Genomic DNA, 18312 nt, shown 5'->3' on the forward strand with positions numbered 1-18312 from the left:
TTGGCATTACCACCGATACCGATACCCCACCTGCCCGTAGACGTTACGACGATAGTCGCCGCCCATGTTGCGCGCGTACTTCACACCAGCGTACAAGGAAGACGTGCGGCCCAGCGTCGCTTCGACGCCTGCGCCGAGTTCGTACCACGTCTTCGCCAGGCTGCTGTCGAACGTCGCACCGCCTACGTTGGTCGCACCCGGCGACAAGAAGTCGTGGACCACGTCGACGCTCAGATACGGCGAGGCCGAGCCGACACCCACCGCATTGCCCAGATCCGGCGTGTTGAGCTTCACGCCCACGCGGCCGCGCAGGGCATTCGTCGTATTGCCCGACACCGACGACACGCTGTCGCTGAAGCCGTTCAGATGCAGGTACTGATACGCCAGTTGCACTTGCGGCTCGACGGTGAAGCCCGACCCCAGAATCGAGAAGCGATGGCCGACCTCGCCCGACAACGCCGCACCGAAGCCGTTCTGCGTCGCGCCCACGCCAGCGACGTCGCTGTACTTGTTGCGATAGTGCGAGAACTGCGTCGTGACGTCGATGAAGGCGCCTTGCGGCAGAATGCGCGTCCAGTAAGCACCGACCGATTGCGCTTGCATCGAAACAGTGCCTGTCGCGGCGGAGAGCGTCGGGTCCTGCGTGCGCGCGCTGTCGGAGAACGACGCCGAGGCCGTCCCGAACGTCGCCGTCAGCCCCACGAGCGCGCTGCCGCCCATCCCCGAGGCATCCATGTTCAGGCGCCAGTCGCGGCCGAACTGCGCCGCGAACATGCGTTCGTCCGCACCGAAGCGGCCCGACAGCGTGGCGTCCATCGTCTTGCCGTATAAACGTCCCCACACACCGTTCGATGCATCCTCGCCCGGCACGCTCACACCGCGCACACTGCCCATGCGCTCCTGCAAGCGGCCCAGCATCGTGTAACCGAAGTCGCTGTTCAATTGCGGCGTCATCGCGTAGCCGACGGCTGCGGCGCGATAGGCCGTCTGGCCCGAAGCGTACGACGTCGACAAGTACCAGCTTGGATCGCCGCCCACCGGACCGACCTTGCGAAGCAGGTACTGATACGCACCTGCCTGAATGGGCGCCGCGAGCTTGAAGGCGCCGTCAGAGGCCGTCCCGTTGACCTGCACCAGTTGAATGCCCGCCCCAGATGTGGGCACGCCCGTCCCCGAGACCGTGAGCTTGAGCAGCGTCGTGCCGCTCGCATTTCCGTTGATGACCAGCTTGTCCGATGCGGTGGAGCCATCCGGCGCGACCGTCGCACCGAACAGCGCCGTGCCGTTGTTGCCGACGTAATCGCCCGCGATGGTGAACGTGCCGAGTGCACCCGGCGTAGCACCCAGCGACGCGCTGCCGACCGCGATGATGCCCGCGTTCGTCACGCTGCCGAGCACGCCGCCGTAACCACCGAGCGTCGCACCGGAGGCGACGCTCGTCATGCCGCTGCCCAGCGTTGCGCTGCGATGCGAGGCGTCGCCGACAAGGACTGTCGCACCGCTGGCAATCGACGTTGCGCCCGCGTAAGTGCTCGCACCGTTGAGCGTTATCGTGCCCGCACCGAGCGAGACTGCCGAGAAGTTGGAAATCGCGCCGTTGTAGTTGAATGCGTTTCCTGTACCCGGCGTGATCGTCAGCGTGCTGGTGCCGGTGCCGCCGGACACGTCGCCATTCACCACCGCCGCGCCGCCCAGAATCTGGAGATTGCTGTTGCCGCTGCCGAGATCCACGGCGCGGCCGCTTTGGTCGGCCGTGATCGTGCCGTAGTTGATCACGGTGGCATCGTTCGCGCCGGTATTCACGACCGCCGCCGTGGCACCGCCGCCTTCGAGCACGCCGCTGGCCTGGTTGATGACGGTGACGGTGAAGGCGTTGCGGCCGCCCGTCACGGCAATCGCCGAGTCGCTCTGGCCGCGAATGAGACCGCTGTTGACGATGGTCGTGTTCGTGTAGATGCCCTGCGGCGCGATGGGCGCTTTGGTGATGGGATCCTTGTCGACCCCCGCGAGCGTGATGCCGCGACCGATGCCGCCTGGCGTGTTCTCGCCGACGATGGTGCCGCTGTTGACGATGGTGCCGCCGCCCACGGTGACGCCTTCGCTGACGTCGTTGTTGGCGCGTGCGCCGCGAATCGTGCCCGAGTTGGTGATGTTGACGATGCCGTCGACATCCACGCCGTCGCCATCGCCCGTCACACCATTGCCGACGATCGTGCCCGCGTTGACGATGGTGACGACTTCCTTTGCGTTAAAGCCGTCGATGTTGATACCGGAGCCGTTCATGCCCTGAATCGTGGCGCCGGCGCTGTTGGTGACGCTCAGCGTGAACGTGCCGTCGGTCGTCGTATCGACGCCGCCCGTAATGCCATGGCGCGCCCCCTGAATCAGGCCGCTGCCCGTGTTGTTGACGGTGATGCCGCTGTTGGCCTGCGCGTCGACGCCGTCGCTGCTGCTCGTGCTGCCAGGGTTCACCGTCGAACGAATGATGCCCGCGTTGTTGACCACGCCATTCACGCCGGGGCGTACCGCGTCGGCTTCGTTCGCCTGAATGACACCGCCCGCAAAGTTGTTGAGAACGTTGGTGCCGGTCGTGATGGCGTTGAAGTCGATGGCCTGATTGCCGCTACCGGAATTGTTGGTTGACGTGAGCGTGCCGTAGTTGTTGAAGACGATGCTGCCGTTCGCCTTGTTCATCTGGATCACGTCGGCGTCGAACGTCGTCATGCTTGCGCCGACACCGTTCGTGACCGTGAGCGACACACCCGTGTTGTCACGAATGGCCCGGCCGGTGCCCGTCATGTTGATCGTGCCGTTGTTGACGATAGTGGCGTTGCCGGTGGCCGTAATGCCCACGGTGCCGCCGCTGACTAGCAAGGTGCCGCCGCTGTTGATCGTGCCGGTTTGGCCGCTCGACAACGTCTGCCCTGCGGTGATCGTCTGCCCGTTGATGATTTGGAAATTAGCGGCGAGAGCGTGCTGCTCGGCGAAAAGCGCGATGACGCCTGCCAGAATGGCGATGGGTTTCATAGACTCCGATGTCCTCTTTGGAACTTGGTCGAAGTCCCGGAGTATTCATCGGAGTCATGACGAACTGATGAAATGCAGTGAAAGTTCCGAGCGTTGCCTGCTTCAATACAACCCGGCGACCGTGTTCTTCTGAAGATCGCGGTCGTAAGTCTCTGCGTCGAAATGTCCGCCGCTCAGACGGCGATGCATCGCGCCGGTGCTCGGAAGACATTCGCGGGCGAGCTGCGTCGACTGATCCCAAAGATGGGAGCGGACGATGGCTTTCGCGCAATGGAAGTACACGCGATCGATCGACACGAGGATCACCGTTTTGGGGAGCTTGCCGTTCACATCGAAGCGCGCGAGCAGGTCGGGGTCGACCGAAATGCGCGCCCGGCCGTTCACACGCAACGTCTCGCCGATGCCGGGGATGAGGAACAGCAGCGACACGCGTGGATCGGCAATGATGTTGCGCAGATTGTCGATGCGATTGTTGCCAGGACGGTCCGGTACGGCGAGCGTGCGTTCGTCGAGAATCTGGACGAAACCGGCCGGGTCGCCCTTGGGCGAGCAGTCCGTGCCTTCATCGCTGACGGACGCCAGCACCACGAACGGACAGGCTTTCACGAACGCCTGATAGTCCTCGTTGAGGTACGTCAGTTCCTTCCAGATCGCGCGTTCGCCCGGCTCGCCATAGATCGCTTCGAGTTGTTCGACGCTGCTCACATCGTGATTCATGTCATTGCCTCATCACTTCAGGTGTCCGTTGCAGCGGGCAGTATAGAGGGTGACGTTGACGAGCGTAATGCAGACATGAAGCACATCGGCGCATCAGGCCCACATCAGGCCGCGTCACCTCCCGAAAACCGCAGTCCCGCGATGCCCACGATTGCCAGCGTCAGAAAGCCGACGCGGCTCCACGTCAGTGACTCTCCGAACCAGAAGACGCCGACGATCACCAGTCCAACCGTCCCGATGCCGGTCCACATGGCATAGGCCATACCGACGGGCAGCGCGCGCAACGCCAGCGCCAGCAGGTAGATGCTCGCGAGCGCGGCGGCAATGGCGACCGCACTCGGTAGCACGCGCGTCCAGCCCTCGTTGAGCTTGAGCGCGAGCCCCATCGCGATTTCCAGTGCCGCCGCGAGCAGCAGATAGATCCAGGCCATCGCGTTCATCGTGTCAGGCCTCCTGCGCCTCGGTTGCCTCGGACGCACCGCGATTGGCCGCAATTGCCTTTTGCACGGCCGGACGCGCTTCGATGTCCGTCAGCCATTGACGCACATCGGGGAACGGTGTCAGGTCGAGATCCAGTTCGTAGTGGGTGCGTAGCCACGCAAAGGCGGCAATGTCGGCAATCGAATACTCGTCCGTCGCGAGATAGGCCGATCTGGCCAGCTTCATGTCCACCACCCCGATCAGCCGCAGAGACTCCTTGCGATAGCGCTCGATGGCCTCAGTGTTGCGTGTCTTCGAGCCGTGCAGGAACCACCAGAGCTGACCCAGCATCGGGCCGATGCCGCCGATCTGAAAGTGCAGCCATTGATTGACGGCAATCGCCTTCGCCTGTGTCATCGGTTGCAACACACCGGTCTTCGTCGCGAGATAGGTCAGGATGGCACCCGACTCGAACACCGTCAGATCGCGCTCGTGGTCGACGACCACCGGAATCTTGCCGTTCGGATTCATCGACAAAAACGCGGGTTGCTTCTGCTCGCCCGCAGAGAGATCGACGTTCACCTGTCGATGCTCAAGACCGGCTTCGTGCAGATACAGACTGACCTTCAGCCCGTTGGGCGTGTCGGCCGTATAGAAGGTGAGCGGCGGGTGGATGGAATTCTTGGCGTTCATGGCATTCCTCGGGATGTTGCCTTGGTTTTCGATTGCAAATACAATGATTGCAATTGCAATCGTATGTGTTTCCACGACGAATCACAAGATGTGAGGAATGTCATGAGGGAATGGGTGAGCCGGGGTCGTGCCGCGATGGAAGGAAGAAGCGCGCCGGACGAGGTCACGCGGCAGGCGGCGCTCGCCTGCATCGGCAAGCTGCGCGCGGTGCGCGGTGCGGGGCAGACGCCGGTGTCGCCGTCGGGTGCACTCGCTGCGCTAACGAATGCGCTGTCGGAAGGCGAGACGTCGGACAAAGTTTGGATCGTCGACTCGGATGCAGAGCACGCATCACCCCCGCCGCGTGATCCGGCGTCGAAGCGAAAGCGAAACAGCAAGCCCGTGCCGCTCGCTAGCGCCATCGTCACTTGGTTCCGCTCGGCCCCGGCGCGCGAACGTCCGCTGCTGTACCTGCTGCATTCACCAACGTTGCGCGGTGTGCTGAGCGCCGGTATCGAAGCGGCGGGATTGAAGGATGCTCAGGACGCCGGAGCAGGACGGCGTGGCATTTTCCTCAACGACGCCACCATCTGGTCGCCGGACAGGTTCAAGCGCGTTCGGCCGGAATTGCCGATGTGGCTCGCGGCACAGGCGCAATGGCTGCCGTACGACCCGGCGTCGGCACAAGAGTTGAAGGCGTTGCTGTGCGCGGCACTCGACGCTTTGTACGTTCGCGGTGAATCCGGATTTTGCTATCTGAGCGCGCATGAACTGCCCCTCGCGCAATCACGCGCACTCACTCGCAGCGATGCACGCAACGCTTTCAGGGGGATGTACCGTCTGCGCCCGTTACCCGACACGAATCCGCCGTACGTCGTTCGACTGTGCGGGGCGGGCAGGGCGTTGGCGAACGTGCTGGAAGCCGCGCGCTGGCTGCAACTCGATTGGGGCGTGGCGTGCGAAGTGTGGAGTTGCCCGAGCTACACGCGTCTGGCGCGCGAGGCGGGCGAGGCTGAGCGTGTGGCCTTGCAGCGTCCGACTGCCGCTGCCAATGTGCCGCATCTCGTGCAATGCCTTGGCGACGGCAACGCACCGGTGCTTGCCGTCACCGGCTACGCCCGCCATATCGCCAATCAGATCGGTGCGTTCGTGCCCGCACGTTTTGCGGCGCTGGGCAGCGACGACGCTGACACCCGGACAGCGGCGGACGAAAGCGGTGAACGGCTCTGCACCGGCGACACACCCGGGGTGCGATGGATCGTACTCAACGCGCTGCGTCTTCTGGTGGACGAGGGCACATTGCCGCGCACCCGGATCGCAGACGCCACGCGTCGCTACGGCGTGGTCTGAAGGCGCGATTGGCCTTATCGCGCCTTGGTCTCAGACAGAAACGCCTTCGCTGCCGTACTCGCACGATCCAGCGCCTCGGCCATCGGCGCGACGTCCTTCTCGCGAAACTGGCTGAGGAACAACTCCGCCACGGTGGACTGGTAGACCTTCCACATCTTCTTGCGAAGGGTACGTCCCTTGTCGGTGATGGTCGCGTAGGCCGCGCGTCCGTCGTCCGGATCGCGCATGCGGGTCACGAGCCCCTCTTGCTCCAGGCGATCGATCAGGCGCGTGAGGTTGTAGCGCTCGATGGCGAGCACGTCGGCCAGTTCATGCATGCGCCGTGTGCCTTGCGGGCCGCTTTCCAACCCCCACAGCGTGTCGTACCAGGCGTAGGCGGGCAGGTCGGCCTGCGCCAGACGGCGCTCGATCTCGCGAATCATCGTGCGGTGCGCGCGCACGAAGGAGAACCAAAGATCGGGGTCAGGCGTGCTCATGAATGTCCTTGTCGATGTCACATGTGAGTTGCAGATGCAATTGTACATGGCTAGAATGACCGGCATAACGATTGCAAATGCAATTCATTCTGCGCTTACTGCTGTCGTAATCGCTATCGCGAACCCCCGTCGCGATCTCTACTGTGGTTCGTGATCTCAAGGAGACATGTCATGACTCAATTGCCAGTGGCGGCGGGTGCCGACACCGATATCCAGGAAACGCGCGAATGGCTCGACGCGCTCGAAGGCGTCACCACCGTTGAAGGCCGCTCGCGCGCCCACTTTCTGATCGACCGTCTTGCCGCCTGGGACTTCGCGCAGCATGGCGACTTTCATACCCGGGTGACGACCGACTATGTCAACACGATCCCCACGTCGCGCCAGCCTGCGTATCCGGGCGATCTCGCCATCGAGCGCCGTCTGAACGCCTTCATCCGCTGGAATGCGATGGTGATGGTGCTGCGCGCGGGCAAGCACTCGAACGTAGGTGGCCACATCGCGACGTACCAGTCGGCGGCGGTCCTGTACGACGTCGGTTTCGATCACTTCTTCCGTGGTCGCACGGACACGTTCGACGGTGACATGATCTACGTGCAGGGGCATTCCGCGCCGGGCATCTACGCGCGTGCTTACGTCGAAGGCCGCATCACGCAGGCGCAGCTTGATAACTACCGGCGTGAAGCGGGGCGCAGCGGCATCTCGTCGTACCCGCATCCGCGTCTGATGCCAGACTTCTGGCAGTTCCCGACGGTGTCGATGGGCCTCGGCCCGATCACCGCCGCGTATCAGGCGCGCTTCATGCGCTATCTCGAATACCGTGGGCTGAAGCAGCATCAGGGCCGCAAGGTCTGGGCGTTCCTCGGTGACGGCGAAATGGATCAGCCGGAATCGCTCGCCGCGATCTCGCTGGGCGGACGTGAGCGTCTCGATAATCTCGTCTTCGTCGTGAACTGCAATCTGCAACGGCTCGATGGCCCTGTGCGCGGCAACGGCAAGGTCATTCAGGAACTGGAAGGCACGTTCCGGGCGGCGGGGTGGAACGTTATCAAAGTGGTGTGGGGCAGCGGCTGGGACGCGCTGCTGGAAAACGATGTTCATGGCCTGCTGCGCGAGCGGATGATGGCGTGTGTCGATGGCGATTATCAGACATTCAAATCGCAAAATGGTGCTTATGTACGCGAGCACTTCTTCGGCACGTCGCCGGAGCTGCTGGCGATGGTCGCGCATCTGAGCGACGACGAGATCTGGCAACTCGCGCGCGGCGGTCACGACGCATTGAAGGTACACGCCGCCTACGCGCAGGCGATGAAGACGGAGGGGCGTCCGACCGTCATCCTCGCCAAGACCGTGAAGGGCTTCGGTATGGGCGAAGCGGGCGAGGGGCAGAACGTCAATCACCAGTTGAAGAAGATGAGTGCCGACGCGGTGCGCGCATTCCGCGACCGCTTCGATCTTCCGGTGAGCGACGAGCAACTGGCCGAGATGCCGTACCTGCGTCCCGAGCCCGACAGTCCCGAGGGACGCTACTTCGCGGCGCGTCGTGCCGCGATGGGCGGTCATCAGCCTGCGCGCTTCGGCTTGCGCGCGCCGCTCGCCATCCCGCCGCTAAGCACCTTCGCCGCACAGCTCAAGGATTCGGGCGAGCGCGAGATGTCGACGACGATGGCGTTCGTGCGCATTCTCACGGCGTTGCTCAAGGACAAGGAAATCGGCAAGCGCGTGATTCCCATCGTGCCCGACGAATCGCGCACGTTCGGCATGGAGCCGCTGTTCCGCCAGATCGGTATTCACTCGTTCCAGGGGCAGCGCTACACGCCGCAGGACGCCGGACAACTCAGCTACTACAAGGAGGCGCTCGACGGTCAGATTCTGCAGGAGGGCATCAACGAGTCGGGTGCAATGGCGTCGTGGATCGCGGCGGGCACGTCGTACAGCACGCACGACTACGCCACGATCCCGTTCTATATCTTCTATTCGATGTTCGGCCTGCAACGCGTGGGTGACCTCGCATGGGCTGCGGGCGACGCCCGCACGCGCGGCTTCATGCTTGGGGCGACGTCCGGTCGCACCACGCTCATGGGCGAAGGCTTGCAACACGACGACGGTCACAGCCACGTGCTCGCGTCCGTCATCCCGAACTGTGTGGCGTACGACCCCACGTTCCAGTACGAACTCGCCGTGATTCTGCAAGACGGCATGAAGCGGATGTACGTCGACGATCAGGACGTCTACTACTACGTCACGCTGCTCAACGAGAACTACGCGCACCCGGCCATGCCCGAAGGCGCGGAGGCGGGCATTCTCAAGGGGCTGTACTTGCTACGTAAAGGCGATGCGGACGAGGCGAAGGCCGATGCGCCGCGCGTACAACTCATGGGCAGCGGCGCGATTTTGCGTGAGGTCATGGCGGCGAGCGAATTGCTGCGCGACGACTTCGGCGTGCAGAGCGATATCTGGAGTGCGACGAGCCTGACGGAAGTGCGTCGTGAAGGGCTGGCCGTCGAGCGCTGGAATTTGCTGCATCCGGATCAGACGCCGCGTGTGCCGTACGTCCAGCAATGTCTCGCGGATCGCAAGGGGCCGGTGGTGGTCGCGACGGATTACATGAAGATCGTCGGCGACCAGATTCGTCCGTTCGTGCGTGACCGTCGTTTCGTCACGCTCGGCACGGATGGCTTTGGCTGCTCAGATACGCGCGAGTCGCTGCGCACGTACTTCGAGGTGGACCGTCACTTCATCGTGCTGGCGGCGCTCGGTGCGCTGGCCGACGAGGGGCGTGTGCCGCGTGAGCGCGTCGCCGAGGCGATTCGCAAGTACGGTATCGATCCGGAGAAGCTGGATCCGGCAACGGTTTGATGGGGAAGTGGAGGGCCGGAAGCGGGAAGGTGAAGCGCGGTGCGGGGGCGTGTCGCGCTTCACCTGAACGTTTTGGCCATCAGTTGCCGGTTTTGCGATACAACGCCAGACCGCCCGCGAGCGAGAACATGACAATGGCGCAAACGCGGTTCAGACGCTTGAGGCCGCGTGCCGTCATCAGACGCGCGGCTTGCACGCCACCAGTCGCGTAAAGCGTCATCACCAGAATATCGACCCCGGCGGAGACGACCGCCAGCACGGCATACTGCGGCGCGAGCGGCATCGACGTGTCCACGAATTGCGGCAGAAACGCCGAGAAGAACAGCGGAATCTTGGGATTGGTCAGCCCGACGCCGAAGCTGCGCAGGAAGACGCGCCCCGCACTCAGATCGGACTTGATTCGCACCTGACTCAAATCTTGCGGATGGCTGCGCCAGAGTTGAATCGCGAGCCACACGAGATACGCCACGCCGACCCACTTGACGGTGGCGAAGAGCGTCGCCGACGCCATGAGCACCGCACCGAGCCCGGCACCCACGGCGGCCACGACCAGCAGGTCGGACAGCGCCGCACCGCACATCCCCACGAGTACCACACGCCAGTTGCCCGAGATGCCGTTGGCAAGGGCGAGCAGTGTCGTCGGGCCGGGGATCAGGCCGCCGATCAGCGCGGCTGTGGCATATATCGCAAGCGTGGAGAGATGCATGAGGCGGCACCGGTAACGGAACGGAGATGCCAGTCTTGCAGATCGCGCATCGGGCGGCAAGCGGGTTATGACGCCGCCCTCATGCGACGTGTGCAACGTGTGCAACGTGTGCGACGTGTGCGGCATATCCCGTCAGGCCGGTGGCGATCTCGTCCTTGAGCGTCAGCGCAGGAATCTCGTAGTCGCCGTGGTTCTGGTGACGATACGGGATCGGCGCTGTCGTCGCGAGCGTGTCCAGACGCTTGCCCAAATCGCGCGTAATCTTGGCGAACGCTTCGGCATCGACCCGCGACGAGCGGTACGTCACGAACGGCGGCAGTACGTCGAAGCCGGGGTAGAACAGCATGCCGTGCTGAATCGGGAACAAGATGTCGTCGATGGGCCCGTTGATGCCGCGCGCGCTGTAATGCGAGTCCCAGCCGCCGGTTGTCACCACGAGCATCGCGCGTTTGCCCGACAGCGAGCCTTCGCCGTAGCGGTCACCCCAGTGCGCGTTCGAATGCTCGCCCACGCCATAGGCAAAGCCATACGCATACACGCGGTCGAACCAGCCCTTCATGATCGCGGGCATGGAGAACCACCACAGCGGGAACTGAAAGATCACCGTATCGGCCCAGCGAAGCTTCTCCTGTTCGCGGGCGATGTCGTCGCGCTGCGTGCCGTCGAGGAACGCCTGCTTCGAGTCGAGCGACGCGTGAAACGGTTCAGCCGGATTGCGTTGCGGCGCGTCGTGCTCGTCGATAGTGGTCTTCCATTGCATCGCGTACAAATCCGAGACCTGCACGTGATGACCGGCCGCCTCCAGATGCTGCACGGCGAAGTCGCGCAGCGCGCCGTTGAGCGAGCGCGGTTGGGGATGGGCGTAGACGATCAGGACATTCATTTTCAGACTCCGTAGCCTTGCAGCGTATTCGATGCCATCGATTCATTCGGATGGGGATGAATGCAGCTTAGAGACGCACGCGGTATATTGGAAATGAATTCCTGATATGGCAGGTATAACGATGGTTAATTTGCGACGGCTCGACCTGAATCTGCTTGTCACGCTCGACGTACTGTTGGCCGAGCTGAACGTTACACGCGCGGCCGAACGGTTGCACATCTCCCAGCCAGCGGTGAGCGTGCATCTCGCGAAGCTACGCGATGTGCTGGAAGACCCGCTGCTGCTGCCGGGGCCGCGCGGCATGCGGCCGACCGCGCGGGCAGAGTCGCTGCGCGAACCCTTGCGCGAAGCGCTCGAATCGCTCACGCGCGCCGTAGCCCCGGCGGCACCGTTCGAACCGGCGAATGCCGATCTGACGTGGCGCATTACGGCAACCGACTACACCGAATCGACGATTGTCCTGCCGCTCATGCAACGGCTGCGGGAGGAAGCGCCGAAGACGCGGCTGGCGGTCTACGATCTGGTCCCTTCACGGCTGTCGCGTCAGGCGGAGCAGGGCAACATCGATGTTGCTTTTCATACGACGGAGAATGCGCCGGACGGCTTGCGTCGCAAGGCGCTCTTCACCGAGCGTTATGTGCTGGTGGGACGGCGGGGGCATCCGAAGCTCAAGCGTCGCCCGACACTCAAGCAGTTCTGCGAACTCGATCACAGCATCGTTTCGCAGGACGGTGGCGGCTTTCATGCCAGCACAGACGACGCGCTCGCCGCAATGGGCCTGTCACGACGTGTTGTCTTCTCCGTGCCGCACTTCCTGTTCCTGCGCGCGGCACTCGCGAGCACCGATCTCGTCGCGATGGCCCCGGAGCGCCTCGTGCGCGACGATCCCGCGCTGCAACTCATGGCCCCGCCCATCGATCTGCCCGGCTTCGAAATCTCGATGTACTGGCATGAGCGCGTGCACCGCGACCCGGCACATCGCTGGCTGCGGGAAACCATCGCCAGTGTGGTGTGATGTTCAGCGATCGGGCGTCAGCGTGCGTCGTTCATAGTCCCGCGACCCCATCTCCGCCAGACGACTGATCGTGCGTGACAGATCGCGCCAGTCGCTTAGCGCATCAAGAGCGGGGATGAGTGGCGCGTCGGACGCAATCAGCAGGGTTCGCTGACGGTCGTAGCAAATGTCGACGAGCCAGAGAAAGCGTTGCAGCGTGTCTGGGCGGCGCAACTGCTCGACGTGCAGTTCGTCGACGATCAGCGCTCGCCACTGTTCGGCAAGACCGAGGTAGTCCAGATGCGAGCGGTGGGCCACGCACAGCGCCTCGAAGTCGGCCCACACCACGCGCTCGCCCGCGCTGCGCACCGCCAGGGCGCGTCCGGCCACCGTGACATTTGACGGGGCGCTTGCCGGGCCGCCCTCCAGCGCTTCGTAACACGCAGACAGGACCTCACGCGCAGCGTTCAGCGGGGCAAGCCAGCGCGGCATCGACGCCGCGTCGCCTCCCATCCGGTAATCGGTCGCGCCGTCGAAATGCACGATGGCGAAGCGCTGAAGAATCACGGCGATGGTCGGCTCGAAACGCTCGTGAAACTCGGGATCGGGCAACAACTGGGCGGGGGCATAGTTCGACGTCAGCACCAGCCGCACGCCGCGTGCAAGCGCAATGTCGAGAAAGCGTCCGATGAGGAAGGCGTCGGCAATGTCGTGGACATGGAATTCGTCGAAGCACAGCAGTTCGACGCCATCCAGCCAGCGATTGGCCACGGCCGCGAGCCGGTCGTCGCACTTCGGCTCACGCACGAGCTGACGGTGGATATCGCGCAGGAACTCGTGAAAGTGCACCCGGCGCTTCTCGCCATCGGCGACGGCGAAGGCGGCATCCACGACAAGGCTCTTGCCGCGTCCGGGCAGGCCGTAGCAATAGACGCCGTCATGCGTTGCAGCCCCTCGGGGTGCGCCCGGTGGCGAGAGGCTCGCAAGCACGGCGATGGCGTCGCGTTGACGACGGTCGGGGGTAATGTGGCGCTCGGCCAGCGCTCGCGTGATACGCGCGGCGTCGATCATGGACGCGGGACTCCGGAAGGCTGAGGCCGATGCATGGGGATCATGCTGTCGGCCGACGAGCGTCACTATACCGGCGCGCCGCATGGCGGGCCAATACGGAATTCCGTGCGCCGCCATCGCATTTCGGCATCGCGGCGGCGGTCTTCGGCGGCCTGCGATTGCTGCTAGAATTGCCGCACGGCCGATGCTGCCTGCCGCTCGCACCCGATCCGGGATTGGTGAAAGCATCGCAGGCATCGCATGTCCGTCCCGTTCTCCGGGCGATGCGCATCAGCAACGCGAGCACTGATCGAATGCATCGCCATTGAACGCTATCAAGGATGGCCAACATGCGAACCTATCTCGACGCCAAAATCATGGCCAAGTCCCTGCGCGAACGTCTCGCGCGCGAGGGCATCGACATCTCCCACGCACAGGCACTGGAATCCGTTGCCGCACAGTTCGGCTTCGCGGACTGGAACGTGCTCGCCGCAAAAGTGAGCGCCGCAGCGCTCAGCGACGGCATCGTGTTCGACACCGTCGCCCCGATTCACCGGATCTTCGACGAAGCGAAAGCGCGCGAATTCTACGTCGACTTCCTCGGTTTCAAGCTCGATTGGGAACATCGCTTTGCCGACGGTATGCCGCTCTACTGCCAGGTCTCGCGTGCGGGCATGACGCTGCACCTGTCCGGCCACTTCGGCGATGCCAGCCCGGGGGCGACGACGTTCGTCTTCATGCGGGGTGTCGAAGCCTATCAGCGCGATCTGTCGGGCAAGCGTTATCCCAATATGAACCCTGGCATCGAGGAACTCGACTGGGGCAAACAGATGACGGTGACGGACCCGTTCAACAACCGCATTCGCTTCTGCGAATCGAACGACTGACAGAGGAAAGCCGGTATGTCCCAAGATTTCGATCCCGCGCGCTATTTCCGGCGCATCGGTTATACCGGCCCCCGCGAAGCCACGCTCGATGTGCTGCGCGCGGTGCATTCGCTGCATCCGCTCGCGATTCCCTTCGAGAATATCGATCCGATGCGCGGCAAAGCGGTGAACGTGGATCTGTCGTCGGTCGTCGCCAAGCTGGTCGACGGCGAACGCGGCGGTTACTGTTTCGAACAGAACGCGCTGTTTGCGAGTGCGCTCAAGTACCTCGGGTTCGACGTCACGCCGCTGATCGGACGTGTCTGCTGGGGCCGCACCTTCGAAGCGGAAGCGCCGCTCACGCACATGCTGCTGCGCATCGAACTCGACGGCGAATCGTGGCTGGCGGATGTGGGCTTCGGCTCGGTCACGCTGACAGCGCCGTTGCGTCTGAATGCGTCGGGCGAGCAGGCCACCCCGCTCGAAATCTTCAGTCTGACGCCGGTGCCGATGGGCGATGGTCATACCGTCGGCGAATATCGTCTGAGCGTGAAATCGGCGCAGACATGGCTGCCGACGTATCGCTTCACGCCGCGCCCCGCCGAGTGGATCGATTACAAGCTCGGGAGCTGGTACACGTCGAGCGCGCCGGACTCGATCTTCACCAATCACCTCATGGCGTGCCGCGTGTTGCCGCAGGGGCGTCTGGCGTTGCTCGATACCAAACTTGTCGAGCGCGGTCCGAAGGGCGACGTGATCGCCGAGACGAAAATCGATTCGGCGTCACAACTGGTCGACGCGCTGGCCGGACGCTTCGGCCTCAATCTGGCCGACGTCGACACCGACGAGTTGTTCGCGCGAGCGCTCGCGGGCGCCGCCAAACCGGTCGTGCGCTGAACAGCGCAAGCACAAAGCAGAAGGGCCTTGCAGACCGACCGTCGCAAGGCCCTTCTTTCATACGTCCTTCAATGAGTGTGCATCAGTGTGCCGACACCGTGCCCGGCCACATCCGCACGGCCAGCGCACCGAGTGCGGACAGCATGGCCAGCGATGCGACACCCGTCCAGCCCCAGTGCGCCAGCGCCTGCGAGCCGAGCACCGAACCGAGCGACATGCCGATGAACACACAGACGAACAGCACAGCGTTCAGACGGCTGCGGGCAGCAGGCTCGATCCCATACACGATGGTCTGATGCGAGATCAGGGCGACCTGCACGCCGAGGTCGAAGCCGATGGCGCCCAGACCGATCAGCCACAACTGGGCATGCGGGCTCAGCAGCGGGGCGAACAGCATCGCGGCGAACGAGACGGCCACAAGGCCCGCGCCCAGACGTGTCACGATCTGCGGCCCCTTCTTGTCCGCGATACGACCGGCAATCGGCGCGCCGAGCGCACCGGCTGCACCGGCCAGACCGAATGCACCGGCCGCTGCCGCACCCAGATGGAACGGTGCTTCGTGCAGCATCACGGCCAGCGTCGACCAGAACGCGCTGAAGCCGACCGAGAGCAAGCCCTGTGCAAAGGCTGCCCGGCGCAGCGCCGGGTGACGACGCCAAAGACTCGCGACCGAGCCGATCAACTGACGATAGGACATCTGCGTCGTCGGATGAAACGACGGCAGGCTGCGCCACGCCACGACGCCGAAACCCGCCACGCTGATGGCCGCGACCACATACATCGCCCGCCACCCGAAATTCTGTGCGACGAAACCCGACACCACGCGGGAGAGCAAAATCCCGAGCAGCAGGCCGGTCATGACGGTGCCGACGACGCGTCCCCGGATCGATTCGGGGGCAAGGGTGGCGGCCGCAGGCACGATGTCCTGCGCCATCGTCGCCGTCAGACCGATGGCGAGACTCGCGACGAGCAAGGTGCCGATGCCCGGGGCGAAGGCCGCCAGCAGCAACGCGAGCGTCAGAATCGCGCCTTTGACGAGCACGATGCGACGGCGGTCGATGATGTCGCCCATCGGCACGAGCAGCAGAATCCCAAGGGCGTAACCGAGTTGGGTGAGCGTCGGCACCCACCCCACGGTCGTGTTGGCCGCGTGGATATCGTCGGTCATGATGCCGAGCATCGGTTGTGCGTAGTACAGCGAGGCGACGGTCAGGCCCGTGCCCGTTGCCAGCAACAGAATCAGTCGTGCGGACAGCTCCGGCTGCGGCCGGGGCGTGGCACGGCTTGCGTCGGGGGCGTTCGAAATTTGCGCGGAACTCATTGCTTGAGGCTCCAGTAGGAAGGTACGGGGCGTAGTGTCTCGCTTGGTGCGGTGCAGCGGTAGACCTATAATCCGTACAACCTTTATACGTGTGACGTATGACAGAGCCTCTCGATCCCTCGTCCTCCGCATCGCCTTCGGCCCTCCGACCCGGCGGTGCCGACCGCGTCGAACTGATGCAGACGTTCGTGCGCATTGTTGAATCCGGCAGTCTGTCGGCGGCGGCGGCACAGCTTGGCACCACGCAGCCGACCGTCAGCCGACGGCTACAAATGCTGGAACGCTCGCTGGGCCTGCGACTGCTCCAGCGCTCGACCCATCGCATGAAGCTCACCGAAGACGGCGAGCGCTGTTTCGCGCGTGCCAAGGAACTTGTGACCAGTTGGGAGGCGTTCGAGGCCGATCTGCGCGGCACGGGGGCTGAGCCGGAGGGGACGCTGCGCGTGCTTGTGCCGCACGCGTTCGGGCAGGACATGATGATCGGGCCGCTGGCCGACTTTCTCGATCGCTACACCGGGATGAAGGTGCACTGGTTCTTGCAAGACCGCGAGCCGGACTTCATTGCGGAAGGCATCGATTGTGCGATTCATGTGGGCGAATTGCAGGACCCGTCGAACGTCGCCATTCTGCTCACCGATGTGCCGCGCATCGTCGTGGCGTCGCCCGAATTGCTTAGGGGACGTCCGATGCCCGAACATCCCGCGGAACTGACGGCGTTTCCGTGGCTCGCGCTCACGACGTTCTACCGGACCGACATCACGCTGACGCATCGCGAGACGCACGAGAGCGAGCGCATCACATTCGACCCGCGCATGAGTACGGACAATCTGTTCGCGTTGCGCAGTGCCGCATTGCGCTGTCTGGGGGTGGGCGTGGCGTCGGCCTGGGTGATGGCCGAAGACATCGCGCAGGGACGCCTGATTCAGCTCGTGCCGAAATGGCGCTCGACGCCGCTGCCGATGTATCTCTTGTACCCGTACGCGAAGTATTACCCCGCGCGCCTGCGCCGTTTCGTCGAAGCGATGCGCATCGCGATTCCGACCGTGATCGAGGAAGAGCAGCGCAAGATTCGCTAAGCGCGCGGCGTCAGGTCAGCAGCAGTTGTCCGGCCTTGCCTTGCAACAGGGCGTCGTTGCGCTGAGCGGCGTCGCGCAGGTAATCCCACAGCACCGTAATGCGTTTGAGCGTGCGCAATTCTTCGTGGCAGTAGATCCAGAAGCTGCGAGTGACGACCACGTCGTCGACCAGTAGCGGCACCAGTCGCGGGTCCAGCGCCGCCATGAAGCACGGCAGAACGGCCAGCGCTTCGCCCTGCAACGCCGCCTGATATTGCGCGATGACGCTGGTGCTGCGCAGCACGACATTGCACCCGGGCACGATGTCTTCCAGGTAGCGCAACTCGTTGCTGAACGAGAGTTCGTCCACATAGCTGATGAAGCGACGCCCGGTGAGATCGGCGAACGTCGATACGTCGCCGTATTGCGCGAGATAGCCAGGCGTGGCGTACAACTGCAAGCGGTAGTCGCACAGCTTGCTGCACACATACGGTCCGCGTTGCGGGCGCTCTATGGTGATCGCCAGATCGGCTTCGCGCTTGGAGAGGCTGACGAAGCGCGGCACTGGCAACACGTCGAAATCGATGGCGGGGTATTCGCGCTGAAAGCGTGAGAGAACGGGGGTGACGAAGTACGTGCCGAACGCTTCCGTCGACCCGATGCGCACGTGACCCGAGAGCGTTTGCCCAAGCCCCGCGACCTGTTCGCAGGCCGATTGCAGCGCCGTCTCCATTTGCTCGGCATGTACCAGCAGTTGCTGCCCCTCTGGCGTGAGCGCGAAGCCCGCGTTGCGCGACTTGTCGAACAGCAGCGTGCCTAGCGCCTGCTCCAGCGCCCGCACCCGTCGCGACACGGTCGTGTGGTCCACGCCCAGCCGCTGCGCCGCCGCGCTCACCCGCTGTGTGCGCGCCACTTCCAGAAAGTACCGAAGGTCGTCCCAGTCGGGACGCGGTTCTGCACCCGACGCCCCGGCCATGCCGGTTGACCGTGCCGTTCTCGTCGCGCTGCTGTGCGCCATACCC

Annotated in this window: 16 protein-coding genes; 6 read left to right on the top strand and 10 right to left on the bottom strand. The window is 63.9% G+C overall.

Annotation, left to right across the window (positions count from 1 at the left end; translation table 11 throughout):
• Nucleotides 1-6 precede the first annotated feature (6 nt).
• The 4 genes from PAN31117_RS06695 to PAN31117_RS06710 all read right to left on the bottom strand — a co-directional run bounded on the left by PAN31117_RS06695 (nucleotide 7) and on the right by PAN31117_RS06710 (nucleotide 4857).
• Complete coding sequence (locus tag PAN31117_RS06695) at nucleotides 7-3027, bottom strand: autotransporter family protein (RefSeq protein ID WP_150737503.1); 3021 nt, start codon at nucleotides 3025-3027, stop codon at nucleotides 7-9.
• Nucleotides 3028-3129: 102 nt separating this feature from the next.
• Nucleotides 3130-3744, bottom strand: coding sequence for a pyridoxamine 5'-phosphate oxidase family protein (locus tag PAN31117_RS06700; RefSeq protein WP_150737504.1), 615 nt, complete (start codon nucleotides 3742-3744; stop codon nucleotides 3130-3132).
• Between the two features lie 104 nt (nucleotides 3745-3848).
• Nucleotides 3849-4184, bottom strand: coding sequence for a DMT family transporter (locus PAN31117_RS06705; RefSeq protein WP_370855732.1), 336 nt, complete (start codon nucleotides 4182-4184; stop codon nucleotides 3849-3851).
• A gap of 4 nt (nucleotides 4185-4188) precedes the next feature.
• Nucleotides 4189-4857, bottom strand: a complete 669-nt coding sequence (locus PAN31117_RS06710; RefSeq protein ID WP_150737505.1) for a glutathione S-transferase family protein — start codon at nucleotides 4855-4857, stop codon at nucleotides 4189-4191.
• Between the two features lie 135 nt (nucleotides 4858-4992).
• Between PAN31117_RS06710 and PAN31117_RS06715 the strand changes: the two genes are divergently transcribed.
• Nucleotides 4993-6186, top strand: a complete 1194-nt coding sequence (locus PAN31117_RS06715) for a transketolase-like TK C-terminal-containing protein (protein WP_150737506.1) — start codon at nucleotides 4993-4995, stop codon at nucleotides 6184-6186.
• A 14-nt stretch (nucleotides 6187-6200) separates the two neighbouring features.
• On the opposite strand, the gene PAN31117_RS06720 is transcribed toward PAN31117_RS06715, so the two are convergent.
• Nucleotides 6201-6662 carry a MarR family winged helix-turn-helix transcriptional regulator gene (locus tag PAN31117_RS06720; RefSeq protein WP_150664558.1) on the bottom strand — a complete coding sequence of 154 codons (462 nt, stop codon included), beginning with the start codon at nucleotides 6660-6662 and terminating at the stop codon, nucleotides 6201-6203.
• 171 nt (nucleotides 6663-6833) lie between these two features.
• Here PAN31117_RS06720 and aceE point away from each other — a divergent pair, with 171 nt between their 5' ends.
• Nucleotides 6834-9518: a pyruvate dehydrogenase (acetyl-transferring), homodimeric type gene (gene aceE, locus PAN31117_RS06725; RefSeq protein ID WP_150737507.1), complete on the top strand. Its 2685-nt coding sequence runs from the start codon at nucleotides 6834-6836 to the stop codon at nucleotides 9516-9518.
• 79 nt (nucleotides 9519-9597) lie between these two features.
• Here aceE and PAN31117_RS06730 read toward each other — a convergent pair whose 3' ends face one another.
• Nucleotides 9598-10224 carry a LysE family translocator gene (locus PAN31117_RS06730; protein ID WP_150737508.1) on the bottom strand — a complete coding sequence of 209 codons (627 nt, stop codon included), beginning with the start codon at nucleotides 10222-10224 and terminating at the stop codon, nucleotides 9598-9600.
• Nucleotides 10225-10303: 79 nt separating this feature from the next.
• A complete protein-coding gene (locus PAN31117_RS06735) occupies nucleotides 10304-11107 on the bottom strand; it encodes an NAD(P)H-dependent oxidoreductase (RefSeq protein WP_150737509.1) in 804 nt (267 codons plus the stop codon).
• A gap of 121 nt (nucleotides 11108-11228) precedes the next feature.
• On the opposite strand from PAN31117_RS06735, the gene PAN31117_RS06740 reads away from it, so the two are divergent.
• Nucleotides 11229-12122, top strand: a complete 894-nt coding sequence (locus tag PAN31117_RS06740) for a LysR family transcriptional regulator (RefSeq protein ID WP_217429634.1) — start codon at nucleotides 11229-11231, stop codon at nucleotides 12120-12122.
• Nucleotides 12123-12125: 3 nt separating this feature from the next.
• Here PAN31117_RS06740 and zapE read toward each other — a convergent pair whose 3' ends face one another.
• A complete protein-coding gene (gene zapE / locus PAN31117_RS06745; RefSeq protein ID WP_150737511.1) occupies nucleotides 12126-13172 on the bottom strand; it encodes a cell division protein ZapE in 1047 nt (348 codons plus the stop codon).
• A 329-nt stretch (nucleotides 13173-13501) separates the two neighbouring features.
• Here zapE and PAN31117_RS06750 point away from each other — a divergent pair, with 329 nt between their 5' ends.
• Nucleotides 13502-14038: a glyoxalase superfamily protein gene (locus tag PAN31117_RS06750; RefSeq protein ID WP_150737512.1), complete on the top strand. Its 537-nt coding sequence runs from the start codon at nucleotides 13502-13504 to the stop codon at nucleotides 14036-14038.
• A gap of 15 nt (nucleotides 14039-14053) precedes the next feature.
• Nucleotides 14054-14914, top strand: coding sequence for an arylamine N-acetyltransferase family protein (locus tag PAN31117_RS06755; RefSeq protein ID WP_150737513.1), 861 nt, complete (start codon nucleotides 14054-14056; stop codon nucleotides 14912-14914).
• 82 nt (nucleotides 14915-14996) lie between these two features.
• Here PAN31117_RS06755 and PAN31117_RS06760 read toward each other — a convergent pair whose 3' ends face one another.
• Nucleotides 14997-16235 (bottom strand): MFS transporter, encoded by a 1239-nt coding sequence (locus PAN31117_RS06760; protein ID WP_150737514.1) that lies wholly within the window; start codon nucleotides 16233-16235, stop codon nucleotides 14997-14999.
• A gap of 98 nt (nucleotides 16236-16333) precedes the next feature.
• On the opposite strand from PAN31117_RS06760, the gene PAN31117_RS06765 reads away from it, so the two are divergent.
• Entirely contained in the window at nucleotides 16334-17311 is a 978-nt protein-coding gene (locus PAN31117_RS06765; RefSeq protein ID WP_150737515.1) for a LysR family transcriptional regulator, read from the top strand.
• Nucleotides 17312-17321: 10 nt separating this feature from the next.
• On the opposite strand, the gene PAN31117_RS06770 is transcribed toward PAN31117_RS06765, so the two are convergent.
• Complete coding sequence (locus PAN31117_RS06770) at nucleotides 17322-18266, bottom strand: LysR family transcriptional regulator (RefSeq protein WP_150737736.1); 945 nt, start codon at nucleotides 18264-18266, stop codon at nucleotides 17322-17324.
• Between the last annotated feature and the right edge of the window lie 46 nt (nucleotides 18267-18312).

Origin of the sequence: Pandoraea anapnoica (assembly GCF_902459765.1) — a bacterium.
GTDB lineage: Bacteria > Pseudomonadota > Gammaproteobacteria > Burkholderiales > Burkholderiaceae > Pandoraea > Pandoraea anapnoica.